General features: G+C 67.0%; 18 protein-coding genes, 1 tRNA gene and 1 pseudogene. 17 read left to right on the top strand and 3 right to left on the bottom strand.

Annotated features, from left to right (window positions below; genetic code table 11):
* Nucleotides 1-41: 41 nt before the first annotated feature.
* The 5 genes from ABEA30_RS09330 (at nucleotide 42) to ABEA30_RS09310 (ending at nucleotide 4,207) form a co-directional block, all read left to right on the top strand.
* Nucleotides 42-908: a hypothetical protein gene (locus tag ABEA30_RS09330; RefSeq protein ID WP_345582151.1), complete on the top strand. Its 867-nt coding sequence runs from the start codon at nucleotides 42-44 to the stop codon at nucleotides 906-908.
* Complete coding sequence (locus tag ABEA30_RS09325) at nucleotides 905-1,981, top strand: ParB N-terminal domain-containing protein (RefSeq protein WP_345582149.1); 1,077 nt, start codon at nucleotides 905-907, stop codon at nucleotides 1,979-1,981. Before ABEA30_RS09330 ends, ABEA30_RS09325 begins: the two co-directional genes overlap by 4 nt.
* A 76-nt stretch (nucleotides 1,982-2,057) precedes the next feature.
* Nucleotides 2,058-2,753 (top strand): hypothetical protein, encoded by a 696-nt coding sequence (locus tag ABEA30_RS09320; protein WP_345582147.1) that lies wholly within the window; start codon nucleotides 2,058-2,060, stop codon nucleotides 2,751-2,753.
* Nucleotides 2,754-2,759: 6 nt separating this feature from the next.
* Nucleotides 2,760-3,941 carry a M23 family metallopeptidase gene (locus ABEA30_RS09315; RefSeq protein ID WP_345582145.1) on the top strand — a complete coding sequence of 394 codons (1,182 nt, stop codon included), beginning with the start codon at nucleotides 2,760-2,762 and terminating at the stop codon, nucleotides 3,939-3,941.
* Complete coding sequence (locus tag ABEA30_RS09310; protein WP_345582143.1) at nucleotides 3,941-4,207, top strand: DUF6112 family protein; 267 nt, start codon at nucleotides 3,941-3,943, stop codon at nucleotides 4,205-4,207. The genes ABEA30_RS09315 and ABEA30_RS09310 overlap by 1 nt, the downstream gene beginning before the upstream one ends.
* 8 nt (nucleotides 4,208-4,215) lie before the next feature.
* Here ABEA30_RS09310 and ABEA30_RS09305 read toward each other — a convergent pair whose 3' ends face one another.
* Nucleotides 4,216-4,377 carry a hypothetical protein gene (locus ABEA30_RS09305; RefSeq protein ID WP_345582141.1) on the bottom strand — a complete coding sequence of 54 codons (162 nt, stop codon included), beginning with the start codon at nucleotides 4,375-4,377 and terminating at the stop codon, nucleotides 4,216-4,218.
* Between the two features lie 349 nt (nucleotides 4,378-4,726).
* Between ABEA30_RS09305 and ABEA30_RS09300 the strand changes: the two genes are divergently transcribed.
* The 12 genes and pseudogenes from ABEA30_RS09300 to ABEA30_RS15950 all read left to right on the top strand — a co-directional run.
* Entirely contained in the window at nucleotides 4,727-4,996 is a 270-nt protein-coding gene (locus ABEA30_RS09300; RefSeq protein ID WP_345582139.1) for a DUF6112 family protein, read from the top strand.
* 51 nt (nucleotides 4,997-5,047) lie between these two features.
* Nucleotides 5,048-6,400 (top strand): conjugal transfer protein TrbL, encoded by a 1,353-nt coding sequence (locus ABEA30_RS09295; protein WP_345582138.1) that lies wholly within the window; start codon nucleotides 5,048-5,050, stop codon nucleotides 6,398-6,400.
* 3 nt (nucleotides 6,401-6,403) lie between these two features.
* Nucleotides 6,404-7,873, top strand: a complete 1,470-nt coding sequence (locus ABEA30_RS09290; protein WP_345582136.1) for an SCO6880 family protein — start codon at nucleotides 6,404-6,406, stop codon at nucleotides 7,871-7,873.
* A 16-nt stretch (nucleotides 7,874-7,889) separates the two neighbouring features.
* Entirely contained in the window at nucleotides 7,890-8,672 is a 783-nt protein-coding gene (locus ABEA30_RS09285; RefSeq protein WP_345582134.1) for a hypothetical protein, read from the top strand.
* Complete coding sequence (locus tag ABEA30_RS09280; RefSeq protein ID WP_345582132.1) at nucleotides 8,669-10,147, top strand: ATP-binding protein; 1,479 nt, start codon at nucleotides 8,669-8,671, stop codon at nucleotides 10,145-10,147. Before ABEA30_RS09285 ends, ABEA30_RS09280 begins: the two co-directional genes overlap by 4 nt.
* A gap of 180 nt (nucleotides 10,148-10,327) precedes the next feature.
* Nucleotides 10,328-11,341 carry a DNA-processing protein DprA gene (gene dprA, locus ABEA30_RS09275; RefSeq protein WP_345582130.1) on the top strand — a complete coding sequence of 338 codons (1,014 nt, stop codon included), beginning with the start codon at nucleotides 10,328-10,330 and terminating at the stop codon, nucleotides 11,339-11,341.
* Nucleotides 11,342-11,377: 36 nt separating this feature from the next.
* A complete protein-coding gene (locus ABEA30_RS09270) occupies nucleotides 11,378-14,422 on the top strand; it encodes a hypothetical protein (protein ID WP_345582128.1) in 3,045 nt (1,014 codons plus the stop codon).
* 151 nt (nucleotides 14,423-14,573) lie between these two features.
* Nucleotides 14,574-15,164: a hypothetical protein gene (locus tag ABEA30_RS09265; RefSeq protein WP_345582126.1), complete on the top strand. Its 591-nt coding sequence runs from the start codon at nucleotides 14,574-14,576 to the stop codon at nucleotides 15,162-15,164.
* Entirely contained in the window at nucleotides 15,161-16,978 is a 1,818-nt protein-coding gene (locus ABEA30_RS09260) for a type IV secretory system conjugative DNA transfer family protein (RefSeq protein WP_345582124.1), read from the top strand. Before ABEA30_RS09265 ends, ABEA30_RS09260 begins: the two co-directional genes overlap by 4 nt.
* A gap of 46 nt (nucleotides 16,979-17,024) precedes the next feature.
* On the top strand, nucleotides 17,025-17,489 hold the full coding sequence (locus ABEA30_RS09255) for a single-stranded DNA-binding protein (RefSeq protein ID WP_345582122.1): 465 nt from the start codon (nucleotides 17,025-17,027) through the stop codon (nucleotides 17,487-17,489).
* 9 nt (nucleotides 17,490-17,498) lie between these two features.
* Entirely contained in the window at nucleotides 17,499-18,107 is a 609-nt protein-coding gene (locus tag ABEA30_RS09250) for a hypothetical protein (protein WP_345582120.1), read from the top strand.
* 348 nt (nucleotides 18,108-18,455) lie between these two features.
* Nucleotides 18,456-19,502, top strand: a pseudogene (locus ABEA30_RS15950) (recombinase family protein); the annotation flags it as partial.
* Between the two features lie 201 nt (nucleotides 19,503-19,703).
* Here ABEA30_RS15950 and ABEA30_RS09235 read toward each other — a convergent pair.
* Together ABEA30_RS09235 and ABEA30_RS09230 are read right to left on the bottom strand one after the other, a co-directional pair.
* A complete protein-coding gene (locus tag ABEA30_RS09235) occupies nucleotides 19,704-19,841 on the bottom strand; it encodes a hypothetical protein (protein WP_345582114.1) in 138 nt (45 codons plus the stop codon).
* A 274-nt stretch (nucleotides 19,842-20,115) separates the two neighbouring features.
* Nucleotides 20,116-20,189: transfer RNA gene (locus ABEA30_RS09230), tRNA-Ile, on the bottom strand.
* Nucleotides 20,190-20,365: the final 176 nt, after the last annotated feature.

Raw genomic sequence — 20,365 nt, 5'->3', positions numbered from 1 at the left:
GTGGGGAGCCGGTGCGCACCTGCCTGTCAGGAGGTGCCACCATGCCACAACCCCACACCCCACGCCGTGACGCTCGCGGGTCTGGGTTCGAGAACTCAGAACGACTCCGCGAACTCCTCACCCGCCTCAACACCGAAGGCCCCGACGCCTGGAGGAATGACCCCGAGGCGGCGGCACTGATGCACCACGCCGCCCAAAAGTACGCTGCCCTCGCACGCAAACACGGCCTCGACCCGTGGGAGGCCGCGACCGCGGCATTCGAGGCGATGCGCACGCCCTCGGTGCGACGGGCAGACGATCCGTGGGCGGTCATCACCCGCGCCGTGCAGATCACCTGCATCGCAGAAAACCGAGCCAACGGGCTGCTGTGCTCTGTGCATCAGGCGCGCAGGCCCAGATACTCGAGTTTCCATGACGCCGAACGCTTCTCCGACCGCGAAAACCCCCTCACCGACTACCACCCCGCGTTCCGCGCCGACCCCCTCGCGCACGATGACGATGACGACGCCGACGAGATGGAGGTGTCGGGGTCGACGGGCGTGGAGTCCGCCGTCGAGGACACGATCGCGCTGCTGTGCTGGTACCGGTGGGAACCAGTGGTCGCCCGTGCAGCGGTCGAGTGCATCTGCGCACGCCTCGCAGAGTCCGTCTCTCGTGCGGGAGCGTACGAGTCATTACGGCGCGATCGGCACGCCCGCGCCCTGCTCGACATCCCCGCACCGTCCTGGTACCGGCTGCTGCGGATCATCCTCGGCGCCCCCGATCTGCACCTGGCCGGGACGAACGCAGGTCGTGGGGTGTTGCTGCGGCTACTGATCGGTGAGCCCTTGGCGCACCTCATGGATGACACGGACTTGGCTGCGGCGATCAAAGTCGCCGCACCTGGCGTGACGCGGGGCCGGTCATGAGCGAGCCGGGGCATATCGAGCTGGAGCGTGCCGTGGATTCGATCTGGGCCGGCCGCCGTCACCGCGAAGACTACGGCGACCTCGACTCGCTGGTCGAGTCGATCGCTCGGGATGGGCTGTTGCAGCCGATCACGATCACCCCGGACGGGATGCTGATCTGCGGTGCCCGGCGTTTGGCCGCGATCCGCCGGCTCGGGTGGAAGACGGTGAACGTGTGGGTGCGCTCCGGTATCTCTACGACCCTCGGGCAGCTCCTCGCCGAACAGGACGACAACCTCCTGCACAAGCCCCTCACCCGCACCGAGGAAGCCACCCTCTACGCCGAACTGAAAGCGCTCATGGTCGAGGATGCGACGGGTCGGCAGGAAGCGTCACGGTTCACCTCGAAACAGGAAAACCCCAGGTCACACGGTGGGGCCACGGTGGCCCCACCGTCGGCTGGGGGTATCGGGAAGACCCGCGAGCAGGCCGCGCTTATGGTCACCGGCCGCAACGCGTACACCTCGCTGGAACGCATCAACGAGTTGCAGAACCTTGCCGCTGACACTGCGCAGCCCGACGACGTACAGCAGCGGGCACGGGAGGAACTTGACCGGATCGATGCGGGCGGGTCGATTACCGGAGCGCAGCATCGCATCCGCGCCGCGCAAGCCCTCGTCGAACTCGAAACCCTCGCCAGCGACCCCGCCCAACCGGCAGGCATCCGCGACACCGCAGCCGCAGGAGCGGCGCGTCTCCGGGAGCTCGAAGACACCGCACGGCCGGCAGATCTGGAACGTCTCGCGGTGCTCGCTGTCGAGCGTGCGAAGACTGCGACGAAGAAGCGCCCCGCCCAGCTCGCATCAGCACGACTCCACGCGGTTGACGAGCAGCCGCGGGAGTTCCTGCCGGTGCGGTCGTTCGTCTACCTCTGGGATGAGCTCTCCACCTGGACCGAACGCTACGACCCCGAAACCATCGGCCCGGCCTTGTCGGGTGAGCAGTGGGCGATGTTTGAGAACGCCGTCACCGCGACCATCGCGTTCCTGGATACCGCCCGCATTGCACGAAACGTGCGCCGCGAAACCGCCTGAACCCTCCGCCGTCTCCCTGCTGAGTGTTTTGGTGCACCTGTCTGGTGATCCGAATCTCGTCGGGAAGGACACCAGGATGGACCCCACCGCTCGCCGCCGCCGCACCGTGCTCATCGCCGCCATCGCCGGCGGCCTGATCCTGCTCCTCCTCATCGGCGTCGGCGTCTACGGACTCATCCGCGGACCCCAGACCGCCGAACCCAACGGAGTCACCCCGACGGGTGAACCGACGGCAACGAGCCCGGCGCTCGTCCCGACAGAGCCAGAGCCGGTGGTCGCGTTCGGCGGCCCGGAGGAGTTCGCGGTGGCGGTCGCGGAGGCGCTGTTCACCTGGGATACGGCCAGCGGGTATGAGCCTGCCGATTACGCGCAGATGCTCGCTGATGTCGCCGCCGACACGGAGGCGGACGCCGCAGCCTCGGATGTCCGTTCCTATCTGCCGACGCCGGAGGCGTGGGCGCAGCTCCGCACCCACCAAACGCGGCAGTGGCTCACCATCGACACAGTCGAGATCCCCGCCGCATGGGAGGACGCGGCGGCGCAGGCGGCACCGGGCCAGATTCCCGAGGGCTCGGTCGCGTACACGATCACCGGCACCCGCCACCGCACCGGTTACTGGGGCACCGATCCGGTCACGACAACACACCCGGTTGCGTTCACCGTGTTCCTCACCTGCACCCCCGAACGCGCCTCCGCGCCATCGCTGGCTGAGCCGATCACCGACACCTGTCTCTTGTTGCGGTTGTCGCAGCTCAACAACCCTTTGCGGTGACCGGCCATGCTCAAGAAACTCCTCGCCACCCTCACCGCCGCTGCCGTCTGCTTCGGCCCCGCTACCGTTCTCCTCTCCGTCGCCGTCCTCGCCAGCCCTGCCATCGCCGCGTGCGCACCAGGGTCCTTGATCGTCGGACCGATCCCGGACTCACTGACCGCGACCACGCGCAACGGTGAGACGGTGACACTGAACCGGCAGCAGCTCACCCACGCCGCCACGATCATCACCGTCGGTGGACAGACGGATGGGGTGGGGCGTGCAGGGGTGGTGATCGCGTTGATGGCAGCGCTCACGGAGTCGCACCTGCGGATGCTCACCAACACCGGCACCTACCCCGAATCCGCGAACTACCCCAACGATGGGGATGCAGCCGATCATGATTCCCTCGGCCTGTTCCAGATGCGCCCGCAAGCCGGCTGGGGCACCGTTGCGGAGCTCATGGACCCGAACTATCAAGCCCGCGCGTTCTACGGCGGACCGGCCGGACCCAACTACCCCTCACCGCGCGGGCTGCTCGACATTCCGGGGTGGCAGCAACTCGACCCAGGCGAAGCCGCGCAAGCCGTTGAGGTGTCGGCATACCCGGACAGGTATCAGAACTATCAGCCCGTCGCCGAAGCGATCCTCACCGCCCTCACCCGCCCCGCACCATCAAGCGGCGGTGGCAACGGTGGTGATGTGGTGGTGCCTGAGACCACCAGGGTCGTGTTCCCGTTGCCGGAGGGCTCCTGGGTGCGGACCAGCCCGTTCGGGTGGCGCACCGACCCGATCACGTTCGAGACCGCGTTCCACTCCGGCAGCGACTTCTCCGCCGCCGACGGCACCCCGATCTTCGCCGTCGCTGATGGGATCGTTACCCACGCCGGATACACCGGCTCCTGGGGCGGGCTCATCATTGTGGAGCACACCGTCGGCGGGGAACGGGTTGCCTCGTATTACGCGCATATGTGGGAGCACGGCATCCACGTCACCGAAGGCATGACCGTCACCGCAGGGCAGCACATCGGCGATGTCGGCTCCTCCGGGAAATCCACCGGAGCGCACCTGCACCTCGAAATCCGCCCCGGAGGCACCGGTCAGCCCGCGATTGACTCCGACCAATGGCTCACCGACCACGACGCCGAAGGCATCACCGGCGGCAACGCCTCCCGTGCGTCCTGCACCCTGAGCGGAGGTGGACGCTGATGGACGTATTCCCCGACTTCGGCGGCGTCGGCGCGGCCGACGACCTCCGCACCGTCATCGGTGCACTCCTGATGTTCGTGCTCATCATCGCCGTGCTCATGCTGATCGTCTCCGTGATCGTCTGGGCCATCTCATCTTCGATCGGCAACCCGCACACCGCCACCAAAGCCCGACTCGGGGCCTGGGTTGCGCTCGGCACCGCAGCCCTCGCCGGAGCAGGCGTCGCCTGGGTCAACTTCCTCCTCGCCGTCGGCGAACGTCTCTAGTTTTGCTCCTAGCCGGCCGTCGGTCGGCTGATGGTGATCTCACCGCTGGTGAGCGCGTTACGAAGGCACTCAGCGATGCGTTGCGCATCATCCTCGGTCGCTTCGGGCCTGAGAGTGATGCCGAGGCCGGAAGGTGGCAGGTCCGCGCTCATAACCGTGGCCTCAATCATGGAATCAGAGTCACATCGGTCGTCCCCGGAGAAACGTGGGTCAGCGACCCCGACCGACCACTGGTTGCCGTTTGCGTCCACGGTCCTCACGTCGGGAACCTGCGAGCATCCCGCTAGCAGCATGCCAGTGGCGACAGCACACATTGCCAGAAGGTACCGGCCCCTTCTCGTGACTCGAGTAACGGCAATCACATCAATAAGACTCACCCCTGGCCCCGTTCCTTCGTTTGCCGACATCTGGGCAACGCGAATCCGCCTGTGACCACTTAAGCCTATCAAGGGGCCTCATGGTGCACCTGGCTGACAAGTCCGCCATTCCCCGGCGCTTGTGAGCAGAAGGAGCATCCCTGTGATTGATATTGATCCGAACGGTACCGGGCTTCCCGGTATCGGGCAGCTGCGCATCATCGTCGGCGCGGTCATGACCGTCGGCCTGATCCTCTCCGTCCTCGCCCTGATCATCTCAGCGATCGTGTGGGGTTTCGGCGCGAACTCCTCCAACCCGCATCTTGCGTCGCGAGGGAAGGTCGGCGTGCTCGTGTCCTGTGGGGCGGCGATCATCTGCGGTGCAGCGGTGACGCTCATCAACTTCTTCTGGGGCGTCGGCCAAGCCGTCTGACCCCATCGCGTACGAGGGAAGGAGGATGCGGTGAGTGTGTGTGATGTGCCGGTGATCTCGGCCGTGTGCGACTCCGTCGGCCAAGGAGCCGCGACGTTGGTAGCGGCCCCGTTCGACTGGCTCGCCCAGGCGATGGGCGGGGCGGCCGCGTGGCTGTTCGAGGCGGTCTGGGCGGTGTTCGACACCACCACCCTCGTCGATGTCACCGACGAAGGCTATGTCGGGGTCTACAACATCCTCTTCGGGGTCGCGGTGTTCGTCGTGCTGATCTTCTTCTGCCTGCAACTGATCACCGGCCTCATCCACCGCGACCCCACCGCCCTCACCCGCGCCGCCCTCGGAGCCGCGAAAAGCATCCTCGGTTCCTTCGTCGCCATCGGCCTCACCGGTCTGTTGCTGGAGATCACCGATCAACTCGCGGTCGGGATCGTGCAGGCCACGGGGAACACGATGGAATCCATCGGCGACCGGATCACCCTGCTCGCTGCGGGGTTCGCGGGGATCAACATCGCCGCGCCCGGTGTCGGGGCGATCGTCACGATCTTCCTCGCCGGCCTCGCCATCAGCGCGGCTGCGATCGTGTGGTTCTCGCTCCTGATCCGCAAAGCCCTGCTGCTCGTCGCGATCGTGTTCGCCCCGATCGCCTTGGCGGGGTTCTCCTGGGATGCGACCAAGGGATGGTTCGGGAAGTGGGCGACGTTCGTGATCGCCCTGATCCTGTCGAAGCTCGTGCTGGTGGTGATCTTCCTCGTCGCGATCACCCAAGTGAGCGCGCCGATTGAGCTTGATCTGGCGTCGATCAGCGACCCCATCGCCGGGGTCGTGCTGATGTTCATCGCCGCGTTCGCCCCGTACATGACGTACAAGTTCGTCACGTTCATCGGTTTCGATATGTACCACTCGATGAGCGCGGAGCAAGAAGCTAAGTCCGCGCTCAACCGTCCCGTCCCTGTGCCGTCCGCTCCGAAGACCGACGGGGCGAAGAAAGTGCTCGATGGCGCCGGCGACACACCCACCGGAGGCGGCGGCAGTGCGGGACCTTCCGCCGGTGGGGCTACACCAACTGCGTCCAGTGCGGCACCCGCCGCGACCGGCGGTGCGGCTGCTTCCGGGAGCGCCGGAGCCGGAGCTGGTGCCGCGGGAGCCGGGGCGGGCGCGGCCGCGGCTGGGCCTGCGGCAGCTGTCGTCGTCGGGGCCCAGGTGGTGGGTGCGGCGGCGACCGGGGGCCCGAAACTCGGCGGTAAGGTCGGCGGTGCCGCAGAGGGTCACGCGGCAGGGGCCGGTGAACCCGCGCAACCCGCACCGCCACCGCCCGCACCGAGCCACACCCCGACCGCACCACCGGCGCGACCGACGCCCTCGACGCCTCCGCCCTCATCGAAGCCGACTGCCGGGAAGGAGTGACCGATGTCGACTCAGCCGAACACGAGCAGTGCGGGGTTTGGGTTGCGGGCGGTGCAGTTCTCCCGTCTCACTCGCCGCGGCATCCTCCTCGGCCTCTCCCTCCCGCAACTCATCGTCCTCGCCGTCGGCGTGCTTTCCATCGTCGGCGCCCTTTATGCCGGGGGTGGGATGCTGCTGGCCTGGACCGCACCTATCTGGCTGCTCTGTGCAGCCCTCGCCTGGACACCCATCGGCGGCAGGAAGCTCATCGAGTGGGTGCCCGTCACTTTCCAGTGGGTGGCCCGCACGCAGGCACGGCAGACGGTGTTCCAGCGGCGGGTCGTGAAGCCCCGTCCTGCGGGCACGCTCGCTCTTCCTGGTGATGCGGCGTCGTTGCGGGAGTGGGAGGACCCGGAGACGGGGGCAGCGATGATCCACGACCCCCACGCCCAGACCCTCACCGCGATCGTCGGCATCTCACATCCTGCGTTCGTGCTCCTCGACCCCGGCGAACAGGAACGCCGCGTCGCCACCTGGGGTCGGGTACTCGCCACGACCTGCCGGTCCGGTCGGATCGCCCGCCTTCAAGTGTGCGAACGCACCCTCCCCGATGGAGGTTCCGGACTGATCGAGTGGTGGCAACGCCACGGCACTGACGACGGGTCTTGGGCCTCCACCGTGTACCGCGAGCTCATCGACCGTGCCGGACCCGCCGGGGAACGCCACGCCACCACCATCAGTCTCGCCCTCGACCTCAAAGCTGCCGCCCGCCAGGTCCGCACCAACGGCGGCGGCATCAAGGGAGCCGCCGCCGTCCTCCGCCAAGAGATGACGACGCTCGTGACGGCGCTGCGGGCGGCGGAACTCACGATCACCGGGTGGCTCACCCCCGCACAGGTCGCAGTGATCCTCCGATCCGCTTATGACCCCGCCACGGCCGCGATCCTCGAACGGAACACCGACATCGGCCGGTCGCTGGCGACGGCGGGCCCGGTTGCGGTCACGGAGACCTGGGATCGCCTGCGGTCGGATTCCGCGCACCATGCGGTGCTGTGGGTGTCGGAGTGGCCGAGGTCGCAGGTGTATCCAGGGTTCCTCGCCCCGGTGTTGCTGTCGTCCGGGATTCAACGTTCATTCTCGCTGGTGTGCACGCCAATCCGGTCGGATCAGGCGGCACGGGACATCAGAAAGAAGAAGACCGAGCTGATCTCGGACGCCGCGCAGCGGCAGAAGATGGGACAGATCGAAGACGCCTCCCAAACCGCCGAATACAGCGACATCCTCCAACAAGAAGCCGACCTCACCGCAGGCCACGGCGTCCTCCGCTACACCGGCCTCATCAGCATCAGCGCGCCCACCCCGGAAGAACTCGATACCGCGGTCGCCGCGATCGAGCAAGCCGCGATCCAAGCCTCCTGCGAGACCCGGCGTCTCGTCGGGCAGCAGGCCCAAGCCTTCACCGTCGCAGCCTTGCCGCTGTGCCGCACCGTCTGAACGACAGGAGCCCGTCATGCCGACCTTCCAGAACCCGACCACGGACGCCGCGGAAGCGTCCGAAGCGCTCCGCGGGCTCGCGCACGCCTCCCGCGTGTTCGAGGACCCCGCTGACACCTATGCGGTGCTGGGTGATCTGCTCGCCGGGGTGCGATCCCTCCGGCAAGTGCTCGACCAGCTCGCCACCACCCACGTGACGAACCGAGTGCGCGCGCACGACGACGCCGGGGATCAGACCGCCGGCGCAACCTACGCGCTCGCCGCGACCGCCGAGCTGCAGCAGGCCGCGGCGTTGCTGGATGGCGTGCATGAGCGAGTGGATGCGGCGATGGCTGCCTCGGGACGGATCGCCTGGCACCCCGCGCCTCTAGAACCAGGTCCGGTGTCGCGGTGGGTGAGTGTGGTGTTCCTGCAAGGACAGGACGCCGACGACGTGCTCGCGATCATCGACCGCGCCGGCACTGATGTCGCGATCGAGCACCTGGCCGGGTTCGACATGGGCGAGGAGACCACGCAGGCCGCGCTCATCAACGGATACGTTTACGACACCATCCCCACCGGCGCCCTCGACCACACCACCACCGCAGGCGTCTACACCCTGACGTACAACCATGACCACGGGCACGTGTCCCTGCTCCGAGCCCACACGGAAACACGAGAGCCGGATGCTGAGGCTCCGTCTGCGCGGACGACGCCGACCCGTCCACGGGCGCGGCGCCAAGCGGCGGTGGACGAGGAGGAAGACGACTGGTTCGCGCAGTCACAGTCCTCATCCGCGTTGCGGGGGCGGGCACTGTGAGCGATCGCCAGAAGCTCCATACCGCGGCGTTGGTCGAACCGGCCGGTGAACGCCGCAAGCAGCGAAAGGCACGTAAGCACGCCGCCGCGAAGATCGAAACCAGCGCCCGTCGCACCGAGCAGTCGGCGGAGCGTGAACGGCTGGCGGCGGAGCGGGCGGAACGCCGTAACACCACCTACCTCCCCGCCGCCGGCGAACCAGGGGCAGCGGCGCTGCGGACGCCGGGGCGGTTTCGGTTGCCGCGACATCAGGACACCTCGGCGACGCTCGCGGGCGCATACCCGTTCCTCGCCGAAGGCGGCCTCGGCGCCGACGGCGTATTTATCGGCCAAGACCTCTACTCCGGCGGCTCCTTCGTCTACGACCCCTGGACCCTCTACGCCCGCGGCCTCATCACCGCACCCAACATCGTCCTCGCCGGGATCGTCGGCTCCGGCAAATCCTCCCTCGCCAAGTCCCTCTACACGAGGTCGATCCCGTTCGGCCGCCGCGTGTATGTGCCCGGCGACCCGAAGGGCGAACATACCGCGGTTGCGGAGGCGGTCGGCGGGCGGGCGATTGTGCTCGGGCATGGGCTCCGCAACCGGCTCAACCCCCTTGATGAAGGCCACCGCACATCCGGGGTCAGCGATGCGGAATGGGCGGCGCAAGTCGCGTCCCGCCGCCGGGAACTCATCGGCGCGCTCGCAGAGACCGTCCTGGATCGGGTGCTGTCACCGTTGGAGCACACCGCGATCGACCTTGCCCTCCAAGACACCGTCCGCACCGCTGACGTGCCAATCCTGCCGATGGTCGTCGACCGTATCCTCGCCCCTGACCCCGCGACCGACACCGACGGGAGGCTGGCAGAGGACGGCCGGCTCGTCGGCCACGCCCTCCGACGCCTCGTTGCCGGTGATCTTGCGGGGCTGTTCGATGGGCCATCGACGGTCAGGTTTGACCCGTCGCTGCCGATGGTGAGCCTGGACTTGTCGCGGGTGGCGGAGAACAGCACGTTGATCTCGGTGTTGATGACGTGCTCGTCGGCGTGGATGGAGTCGGCGCTGATGGACCCAAATGGCGGGCACCGGTGGGTGATTTACGACGAAGCCTGGCGACTCATGGCCTACCCCGCCCTCCTACGCCGCATGGACGCGCAATGGCGACTCGCACGGCACTACGGGATCGCGAACATGCTGATCTTCCACAAACTCACCGACCTCGACAACGTCGGCGACCAGGGTTCCGCGATGCGTGCCCTCGCGAACTCGCTGTTGGCGAATGCGGAGACGAGGATCATCTACCGACAAGAACCCGACCAACTCGGAGCCACCGCCGCAGCCCTCGGACTCACCGGCACCGAACAGAAACTCCTCCCAGGACTCGGCACCGGACAAGGACTCTGGCGCATCAAAGAACGCTCCTTCGTCGTCCAGCACCAGCTCCACCCCGCCGAGCTCGCCGCGTTCGACACCACAGCACGAATGAAGGGCTAAACGCTCACGTTCAGGATTTCTGAACCCTGATTCCGCGTCATTCCACCAGTTTCAGCCGATTTGCGGGGCGTTGTGAGGGTGTAAGTTCCCCGCACACTGGCCTGCTCTTGGTGACTGTTTCGGCGTGCTGGTTCGCACCTATCCCTCGATTGATTCGCCATGAACGAGGGAGCAGCACTGATGGACACGATCAACGAGCTGGCAGCAGAGGAGCGCACCGCGAGGATCATCCTCGGTATCGCGTCCGAACCAGGCGACGCGGTGACGGGGAGGATGATCCGCACCGTCGGCGCATCCGAAACCGTCGCCCGTCTCCCCGCCGATGAAGCCCCGCCCGGGCCGGATGGTGACACCTGGCAGCGACGCCTCGCACCACGCCTCGACGCCGCACAGACCCAGCGGGTGCTTGCCGAGACGGAGCGGCACGGAATGAGGGTGCTGATCCCCGGCGATGCCGAATGGCCGGCCGGGATCGACGCGCTCGGTGATGGTGCGCCGGTGGCGTTGTGGGCGAAAGGCGACACCGGGCTACTGAATCGTCCGGTGTGGGACCGGCTCACCGTCACTGGGGCCAGGGCCTCCACCGCTTACGGGGAGCACGCCACCACGGAGCTGGTGCAGTCGGCGGTCGCGGACTCCCGTGTGGTGCTTTCTGGTGGGGCGTATGGGATCGATGGTGCCGCGCACCGTGCCGCACTCACCTCGGACGGTTCAACGGTCGCGGTGCTTGCAGGCGGCCTGGATCGGCCGTACCCGGCAGGGCACACTGATCTGCTGACTCGTGTCGGTAAGGAGGGCTTGTTGTTGTCGGAGTTGCCGCCGGGTGCGGCGCCGACGAGGTGGCGGTTCCTGCAACGAGGCAGGCTTCTCGCCGCGCTCTCCGGGACCGTCCTCATCGCCGAGGCCGGGTACCGTTCCGGCACCCTCCACACCGCCGCCCGCGCCGCAGAACTCGGCCGCCCCGTCGGCGCGGTCCCCGGGCCGATCACGAGCGCCACGTCCACGGGGTGTCATCGGTTGTTGCGTGATGGCCTCGCCGCGGTGGTGACTGGGTATGACGATGTGCGTGAGTTGCTGCATGGGGTTCGTGACCGGGCTCACCGTGCCGTGCGGGAGCGTGCAGGATTCGAGTCCGACCCGCTCGATGCTGGGCCGCCGGCGCAGGGTCGGGATTTGCGGGGGCCGGTGTTGTGAGGCGGGTGGTGCACCTGGTGTGAAGGCGGCCGGCTCGTGTCGCTGATGGACAACACCAGGAGGTATCTCGTGTCAGGATCACTCGCCCACATCACGCAGCCTGTGGCTGCGCCACCCAGAACGGGGGTGCGGCGCTGGCTGTCAGCGCTGCTCGCGCTCCTCGTCATCGCGGGTTCGTTCGCGCTCGGCCCCCAGGCAGCCCATGCTGGCAGTGAAGGGGTCGGGTACTGGTCAGATGGTGCGTTCCTCGGCGCGTACAACACGGATGTGGACGGCCGGCAGGCGTACTGCGCGGACCTGGACGCGGACCCGCCCTACGGCAACACGTCAGGGCCGGAGCGGATCACCGCGTTGGATTCGCTGTCGCGGCAGCAGCTTGCCGAGTTGAACTATGTGATGGACCGGTGGGGGCAGTCGGGCGACCCGAACGTCACCGCCGCGGTCGCGCTGCATGTGTGGTCGGTGGCAAGCCCTGGCCGGTATAACTCGCACGGCATGTCCGGTGACGACTACTACGTTGCCCGAGCCCCCGCGTCGGAGCGGGGCACGATCCTCGCGAACCTCGCCGCGATGCGGCAGGAGGCCGCAGCAAACGCGGTCACCGACCCGTCACTGTCGCTATCGCTTGAGATGGCAGATCAGTACGCGGGCACCCTCACCGTCGCCACCCACCCCGCAGGGCTCACCGGGGCTGCGACCTTGTCGGATGCGGTCTTCGCTGACGGTTCCTCGGCGCGCACGATCGGCGCCGGGGCGCACCCGATCACCGGGACCCCGGCAGATGGTGTGCCGTCCTACCGGGTTGGCGCGTCGATGAGAATCGATGCGGCCGGGTATGGTGCGGCGCTTGATCTCTACACGACCCCTGGGAAGCAGCGTCTGATCGCCGCCGTCGCAGGGTCATCGACCGGGTTGTCGGCGTCAGCGGAGTCGCCGGTGATCGAACTGGATTTCCAGCCGGAGATCACCACTCAGGTCGCCTCCCGCTACGTCGCTGAAGGTGATGCGTTCGTGGACGAGCTCACCGTGTCGGTGTCGAAAGGCACCTGGATTCACCTCAATGGTTCACCGATTGAGGTGACCGCAACCGGCACCCTATATGGACCGTTCGATGAGCAGCCCACCGAAGCAGACACCCCACCTGCCGGAGCGCCCGTCACCGGCGTCGAGACGGTGACGTTGACGGGTGCGGGGTCGTATACGTCGCCGGGCACGATCGTTGCTTCCGAGTCGGGGTTCTACACGTGGGTGTGGAGCATCGACAAGGCCGCGCACGGTGAGCACGCGAAGTACCTCACCGATTCCTTCACCGACCGCTTCGGCCAGGTCACTGAGACGTCGGTGGTGCCGTTCCAGCCCGAAGCTGTTTCGGAAGCAGATCAGCGTCTCGCTGTCCCCGGTGACGCACTCACGGACACGATCACCGTCAGTAGCAGCAATGGTGCGTGGTTGAAGAAGGACGGCGCGCACATTCCGGTGGTGTTCGAGGGCACCGCCTACCAGGTGCCAGGCACACTGCCCCCGGCGCAGAGCGCCGACATCGGCCCGAACGCAGTGCCGCTCGGCACCGTGACGATCACCGCGGACGGCCCCGGCATCTACACGTCCCCGCCGGTGATCGCGCCGACGGGCGGGTTTGTGACCTGGGTGTGGGAGGTGAAGAAGTCGTCGCAGCCGGAGTGGGTGCGTGACTACCTCGCCGCCGGCTGGACCGACGAGTACGGGATCAGTGTGGAGACGACGTCGGTGCGGTGGCCGGTCACGGTGACGTCGCTGGTGCGGGAGTACAACGTGCACCCCGGCGGACGCGCCTTCGACGTGATTACCGTTACCGGGTTCCCTGCGAACCATGGGGATTTCACCGGCGACGGCTACTGGGGCGCCGACGTCGACGAACTCCACCACACCGTCTACGGCCCGTTCGCGTCGGATGCGGAGCTCACCGATGATCTCGACCTCACCGGTGCTCCGGTGCTGACGGCGCTTACGACGCCGGCGAGGAACGGGGTGTACAAGCTCGGGTACACGGATGAGGACAAGATCGTGCCGACCGAGCCCGGCTTCTACGTCTTCGTCACCACCTTCACCGGCGACGACCGCGTGCAGCCGTATGCGTCGTCTCCGGCGGATGTGCTGGAACGCTTCTACGTCCCACCCACCAATACGGAGGTTCCGGTGTCGGTGGTGACGCAGGCGACACCGGAAGCGTTCGTCGGTGAACCGTTCTCGGATACTGCGCTTGTGCAGGGCACGAAGATTCCCGACGGTTCCTATCTGGTGTTCCGCGCTTACGGACCCCACCCGGCAGACCCCGGAGCCGTGTGTGAATCGCCGTTCTATGAGAGCGAGGAGATCCCGATCACTCAGGCGGGTGTCTACCGTTCTGGCACCACCACCGTCACTGAGCCGGGGAATGTGTACTGGGTCGAATCCCTCTACAACGCCGACGGCGAGATCATCGCCGAAGGCGTCTGCGGTGCGCCGGGTGAGACGACGGTGGTGAAGGAGCAGCCAGAGGAGCTGATCGTGAAAACGAACGCCGTGGCGACCGTGCAGCTTGGTGATCCGGCGCATGATGTCGCGACCGTCACCGGCACCGTCCCCGACGGGGCACGCCTGATCTTCGAGGCGTACCGGCAGGACAGTGACACCGCGACTTGCACCTCGGAAGACCTCGTTTTCACCTCCACCACGATTGATCTGGATGGGCCGGGTGAGTATCGCTCTGACGAGGTGATCTTCGAGACGGTCGGCATCTACTACTGGGTGGAGACCGTCACCGATGAGGACGGCACGATCCTGCACCGTGGGGTCTGCGGCGCACCGGATGAGACCACCACCGTCACCGACACTCCGGACGAACCAGGGACACCGGGCACGCCGGGTGAGCTCGCTCACACCGGCGGCGGTGACTGGTGGCCGCTCGGTCTTGCCGGTGGGCTGATCGCCGCGGTCACCGGCGGGGTGCTGCTGTTCGGGCGTCGCCTCGCGATCGCCCGCGACCGTGCCGGGTACGTCCGCGAGGAAGACGAAGCGTTCGAGGAGTTCAAGGCCCAGTTCGAGGGAGCAAAGGAGGACTAACTCCAGGCTGCTGACCCGCCGGCACCCCCATGGCGGGCCGGCACGGGAGGGCACGAACCACCCCCAGGTTCGTGCCCTCCCACCTGCGTTCCCGGGGCGGTACGAGCGCACCTGCCTGGCGACACCACTGCACTCCACCGAGAGGAACCCTGTGACGCCGAAGCCCCGCTACCGCCGCACCCACCCCGACCACCAACCCCCGAAAGCGCCGAAGCCACCGAAGACTGAGCCCGGTGGACCGGTCGTCGTGCCGGTGGTGGAGTTCACCATCACCGATGACGGTGCGATGACAGTCACCGTCGACGGGGCGACGTACCTGCCTGAGCCGTTCGCTCCGGGGTGGCGACGCGAAGCGTTCCCGACGATCCTCGACGCCCTCACCGCCCGATATCGGTCGCCGCTGCGGGTGCAGGTACACGAGGCGGACGGGTCGACGTTCACCGACATCATCACCCCGCCCCGCGAACGCCCCGCGCCGAGACCGTGGGAAGTACCACCCCCGGACGACGTCATGGCGGCGCCGCTGCGCGCGGTGCCGCCCGTGCTGCATCAGGTCGAAGGGGCGGGGTTCGTTCCAGGTGAGGATGTTGCCGTTGCGATCATCCACGCCCACACCGACGCCAGCAGCAACGGCACCGCCCGCGCTCTCCTCACCGCAGAGCAGGCAGCGTTGGCGGTGACGGGTGAAGTGATCCTCCTCGGGCGCATCTCCGGCACCCTCAGCATCGTGAGAATCCAATGAGTACTCCGCGGCAGGGTGGGGCGCTTGGGGATGAGCTGGCGAACCTCGGCATCATCGCCCTCATCGCCGCCGCCGTCCTCGCCGTCATCCTCCGCGTCGCGGGCACCATCACCGCCTGGGTCACCGGGATCAAGCAGCCTACGGGCGGGATTGAAGCCGGCCTCGGCGTCATCCTGCACCCCACCGACCCCGGCAGCGCACTCGGTGCCAACGGGCTGAACCCGGTGGCGTACTGGGTCGTCGCAGGTGTCCTCATCGTCGCGGTCGGTGGTGCGGGGTGGTGGGTGTGGCGGTTCTTCCGTGAGCACGCACGGCAGACGAAGGTCGACCCGTACCGGATCGTCGGGATCGCCACCCGCACCGACGTCACCACCGCAGCCTCAGAGAAGGCACTGCTGCGACGGGCCGGGCAACTCCGTCCCTCCATCGAGGAGCCTGCCGTCACCGATGTCGGCTACCTCCTCGGCGCATCGAGGAATGTGGGTGTGTGGGCGAGTGTGGAGGATTCGATCCTGCTGATCGGGCCACCCCGTTCTGGGAAGGGTCTGCATGTGGTCATCAACGCGATCCTCGATGCCCCCGGCGCAGTCGTCACAACCTCCACCCGCCCCGACAACCTCACCGCGACGTTGAAGGCGCGGGGCGCGGAGGGTCGGCCGGTGGCGGTGTTCGATCCGCAGCACCTCGCCGAAGGCGTCCCCGCAGGACTCCGGTGGTCGCCGATCCGGGGATGTGAGGACCCGTTGACGGCGATGATCCGCGCCACCGGCCTCGCTGCGGGCACCGGCCTGTCCGCCGGTGGCGTCGAGGGCGGGGACTTCTGGGAAGGGAAAACCCGCACCGCACTCCAAGCCCTCCTTCACGCCGCCGCCCTCGATCAACGTGCGCCTGCCGAGCTGTTCCGGTGGACCCTCGATCCTGCCGCAGCGTCCGATGCGGTCGCGATCCTCACTGCGAACCCTCGGGCGGCGACGGGGTGGGCGGATTCGTTGCAGGCGATGATCGACTCAGACCCCCGAACCCGCGACTCCATCTGGCAAGGCGTGTCCCTGTCCCTTGCCGCGCTCGCCGATCCTCGTGTTCTTGATGCGGTCAGTCCGGGCCCGGAGGAGCGGTTCGATCCGGAGGAGTTTCTACGCAAGCGCGGCACCGTGTATCTGCTCGCGACGGGGGCGGGGGCGAATAACAGTGCCGCGCTGGTGTCGGCGTTCGTGGAAGACCTCGTCGAAGCCTCCCGCCGCCTCGCCGCACGCTCACCCGCAGCCCGCCTCGACCCGCCCCTGCTGCTCGCGCTGGATGAGATCGGCAACCTTGCCCCGCTCCCATCGCTCCCGACGTTGATGGCAGAAGGAGGGGGTACGGGGATCACGACGATGCCGGTGTTGCAGTCTCTCGCGCAGGCGCGGGAGAAGTGGTCGGATAACGCGGCCGGCGCGATCTGGGACGCCAGCATTGTGAAAATCATCCTCGGCGGCGCATCCAACAGCCGCGACCTCCAAGACCTCACCACCCTCATCGGAGAACGCGACGAGATCACCGACTCCACCACCATCGGCGACCACGGCTCCCGCACCGCGCAGCGTTCCATTCGTCGGGTGTCGATCATGCCGCCCGACGTGATCCGCACCCTCGCATTCGGCACCGGACTGATCCTGCTGCGCGCCGCACCGCCGATCGTCGCGAAACTCCGGCCCTGGACCCGCCGCAAGGACGCGAGCGAGCTGCAGGGTCAGCGGCGTGTGGTGGAGGAACTGCTGCAAGCCGGCACCCCAGCATCCACGGGAGATGAGGGGCCGGTGGGCGCACCTGAGTGACAGAGCACCCCGAAGTGCGGGGTGTCGTCATCACGAGGAGTGTCCAATGGCTATCCATACGCAAGAGTCCCTGTCCGGGTTCATCGCTTCCGAACCGCACCTGTCGTTCACCGAGAAAGGTGATGCGCGGCTATTCGTCAAGATCGGGCAGGAACACTACCGCCGAGAAGACGACGGCTCGTTCACGCAGACCGAGACCACATTCCACGACCTCGTCGCCTTCCGGAAGACCGCCGAACGCGCCCACCAGCGCTTCGCCAAAGGCGACAAGTTCATCGCCGAGGGCTACACCCACCACTACGACCGTACCGACGACAACGGGCAGGCCGTCAAGGTCGAAGAGTTCGTCGCGAAGAAACTGGGCCACGACCTCGCCCGCACCCGCTACACCGTCGACCGCCCCCGACGCACACCAGCAACCGACTCACTGGATGCCGGACTCGAGGATGCTGCCCTGTCACCCGACGCACAACTCCGCGCGCCCGCTGGTGCCGCCACGGTCGGGAGGTGAGGGCGGGTCATGGTCGATGAGCTGCCCGAGATGGGCAATGTTGATCCGGGGGAGGTGGCGGAGGACGAGTTCGATGAGAGCTACGACCCCGACACCGACACTTCCGGAACTGACGATGAGGGGTCGGCGGGTCCGCCAGGGCCGGTGAACTGGAATCTCCTCACTGCCGATGCCGCGGAGGAAGAATGGCTCGCGCTCAACGAATGGGTGCACTGGCTGCGCCACACCTACGGCCTCCCCGTTGCCGTCTGCCCGCCGTTCTGGCACCGCCACCCGGCATTGGTGTGGGAACTGTCCGCGTTGCACATCCACTGGCTGTGCGCGATCCACCCCGAAGCGAAGGGCTCCGCGATGCTCGTCTGGCATCGCGACTTCGCCGAAGCCCGCGAACGCCTCCGCGACTGGACCGCAGCCTGCGGCACGCGCCTGAACACCGACCGCCCCACCCGCCAGATCATCTGGCCCGGCGAGAAACCCGTCGAACCAGTCGAAGACGTGGTGATCCCGAACCGCGAGGAAGACTTCGTGGAATACATGCACGCCGACGTTGAAGCACGGCGATGGGCTGAGGATCAGTTCATCGCTGGACTTGTTCTGAGCACAGGAGAAGTGCCGTGAACAGGCAGCGGCGCAGGCGCGGTGAGGATCGGCGCTTCACGGTAGAGGCGGTGCCGCGCAGCCAACCTGATCTGCACAAGCTCGCGCAAGTGTTCCTCGGCATGGCGGTTGGCAGGGCGAAGGCCGAGGAGTCATCCGCGCCGGATGCTGATGATCCTGGGCGTTCTGAGCCTGGCAACGTAGAATAGAACCCGACGCCACAGCCTCTCCGGCTGGGTGCGCAGTCTCTTTGCCCTTGTGGCTTACCCCGGTTCATTCCGGCGGACGTGTTTCCCGTTTACGAGTCGCACCGCGTGACGCTTCGTCGTCGCGTTGGCTCCCACCCATCGGTGAGAGGAAACACGACTCATGACTCTGGCACCCCCAGCGCCACCCACCAGTCTCGACCGTCTCGGCGAGACCACCACCCTCGCCGTCTCCTACCTGCGTGTGTCCACGAAGGAGCAGGCAGAGCGCGGCGGCCGCGACGAGGGCTTCTCGATCCCCGCGCAACGCGACGCGAACCTCCGCAAAGCCCGCGACCTGAACGCGATCGTCGTGGAGGAGTTCATCGACGCGGGCGAGTCCGCGCGGAAGGCCGACCGGCCCGAGCTGATGCGGATGATCGAGTACGTCAAGACCCACCAGGTCGCGTACTGCATCGTCCACAAAGTCGACCGGCTCGCCCGCAACCGCGCCGACGACGTGGCGATCCACCTCGCCCTCAAAGACGCCGGCGTGATGCTCGTGTCCGCGACGGAGAACATTGACGAGACCCCATCGGGAATGCTGCTGCACGGCATCATGTCCACGATCGCGGAGTTCTACTCCCGCAACCTCGCCAACGAGGTCGCCAAGGGCATGACCCAGAAAGCGGCAACCGGTGGCACCGTCGGGCGGGCACCCATCGGATACCTCAACGTCCACCAGCGTGACGAGCTCGGCCGCGACGTTCCCACCGTGATCCCGGACCGGGACCGTGCCGCTTTGGTGCGGTGGGCGTTCGAGGCATACGCCACAGGGAACTACTCAACCTCAATGCTGCACAGCGAACTGATCGACCGCGGCCTCACCAGCGTGCCGACTCCGAAACGACCCGCGAAAGCACCAGGGCTGTCCACGATCCAGCAGATGCTCTCCAACCCGTACTACAAGGGCGATGTCATCTTCCGTGGCGTCCGCTACGACGGACTCCACGAACCGCTGGTGAGCACGGAACTCTGGTACCGGGTCCAGAACGTTCTCACCGCGCACCAAGTGTCCGGGGAGAAGACCCAAACCCACGAGCACTACCTGAAAGGGTCCGTGTACTGCGGTGACTGCGACTCGCGGCTGATGGTCACGCACGCGAAGAACGGCAAGGGCATCGTCTACCCGTACTTCATCTGCGCCGGGCGGCACTCCAAGCGCACGAACTGCACCCGCCAGGCGATGCCGATCGAGCACATCGAACGACAGGTGGAGGACTACTACCGGCGTGTGCAGATTCCCGAGCACATCGTCACCGCGCTGCGGCAGATGCTCGTGCGCCAGTTCGATGACCTCCACACCGCGAACAAAGCCGAACGCCACACCCTCGCCGTCGAGCGCGACCAGCTCCGCGACGAACGCCGCAGCTTACTCCACGCCCACCACGCCGGAGCCGTCCCACTCGACCTCCTCAAAGAGGAACAAGACCGCATCGGCCGCAGGCTCGCGTTCCTCGATGCGCAGATCGACGCGGGCCAGATCGAGTACGACCAGGCCAAGGCGCACTTGGAAGACTGCCTCGCGCTAGCCGGTGACATGCACGCGATCTACATGAGCATTGACGACTCACTCCGACGCATCTGCAACCAAGCGTTCTTCGAGCGCATCCACGTCTACGAGGTCGAGAACGTGGACCGTGTGGAGGCGGAGCCTGGTGAACCATTCGACTGGCTGCTCGACCCGAACCTCCACGCCGCAGCGCTGGCCTACGAGGCCAGGCTGCGTGCGGGGGAGGATGTCAAACCTACGGACGTCGGAAGTTTGAACATCGACTATTGGGTGGGCCTAGCTGGACTTGAACCAGCGACCTCATCCTTATCAGGGATGCGCTCTAACCGCCTGAGCTATAGGCCCTTACCGACGACCAACTGTAGCGGAGGACCTCCGCCCGCCGCAAACTGGGGCCATCCCGTGAGCAATTGGATGGGGTCACGGCGCGACACGCCCGTAAAGGCACGCGGCGGATTCAATCGGTGGGTGCAACACCAACTAGTTTGGCCAGTTTCTCAGCAGGGGTCTCGTAATCCAAG

It is taken from the genome of Tessaracoccus lubricantis (genome assembly GCF_039544535.1).
GTDB classification, from domain to species: domain Bacteria; phylum Actinomycetota; class Actinomycetes; order Propionibacteriales; family Propionibacteriaceae; genus Arachnia; species Arachnia lubricantis.
The sequence above is the reverse complement of the archived record's forward strand: the minus strand, read 5'-3'. Positions and strand labels throughout refer to the sequence as shown.

Bases quoted from the DNA above. Each gene is read 5' to 3' on its own strand.
- ABEA30_RS09315 (WP_345582145.1), top strand. From the start codon at position 2,760: ATGCTCAAGAAACTCCTCGCCACCCTCACCGCCGCTGCCGTCTGCTTC.
- ABEA30_RS09325 (WP_345582149.1), top strand. From the start codon at position 905: ATGAGCGAGCCGGGGCATATCGAGCTGGAGCGTGCCGTGGATTCGATC.
- ABEA30_RS09310 (WP_345582143.1), top strand. From the start codon at position 3,941: ATGGACGTATTCCCCGACTTCGGCGGCGTCGGCGCGGCCGACGACCTC.
- ABEA30_RS09250 (WP_345582120.1), top strand. From the start codon at position 17,499: ATGGTCGATGAGCTGCCCGAGATGGGCAATGTTGATCCGGGGGAGGTG.
- ABEA30_RS09290 (WP_345582136.1), top strand. From the start codon at position 6,404: ATGTCGACTCAGCCGAACACGAGCAGTGCGGGGTTTGGGTTGCGGGCG.
- ABEA30_RS09255 (WP_345582122.1), top strand. From the start codon at position 17,025: ATGGCTATCCATACGCAAGAGTCCCTGTCCGGGTTCATCGCTTCCGAA.
- ABEA30_RS09285 (WP_345582134.1), top strand. From the start codon at position 7,890: ATGCCGACCTTCCAGAACCCGACCACGGACGCCGCGGAAGCGTCCGAA.
- ABEA30_RS09330 (WP_345582151.1), top strand. From the start codon at position 42: ATGCCACAACCCCACACCCCACGCCGTGACGCTCGCGGGTCTGGGTTC.
- dprA (WP_345582130.1), top strand. From the start codon at position 10,328: ATGGACACGATCAACGAGCTGGCAGCAGAGGAGCGCACCGCGAGGATC.
- ABEA30_RS09305 (WP_345582141.1), bottom strand. From the start codon at position 4,377: ATGATTGAGGCCACGGTTATGAGCGCGGACCTGCCACCTTCCGGCCTC.
- ABEA30_RS09320 (WP_345582147.1), top strand. From the start codon at position 2,058: ATGGACCCCACCGCTCGCCGCCGCCGCACCGTGCTCATCGCCGCCATC.
- ABEA30_RS09260 (WP_345582124.1), top strand. From the start codon at position 15,161: ATGAGTACTCCGCGGCAGGGTGGGGCGCTTGGGGATGAGCTGGCGAAC.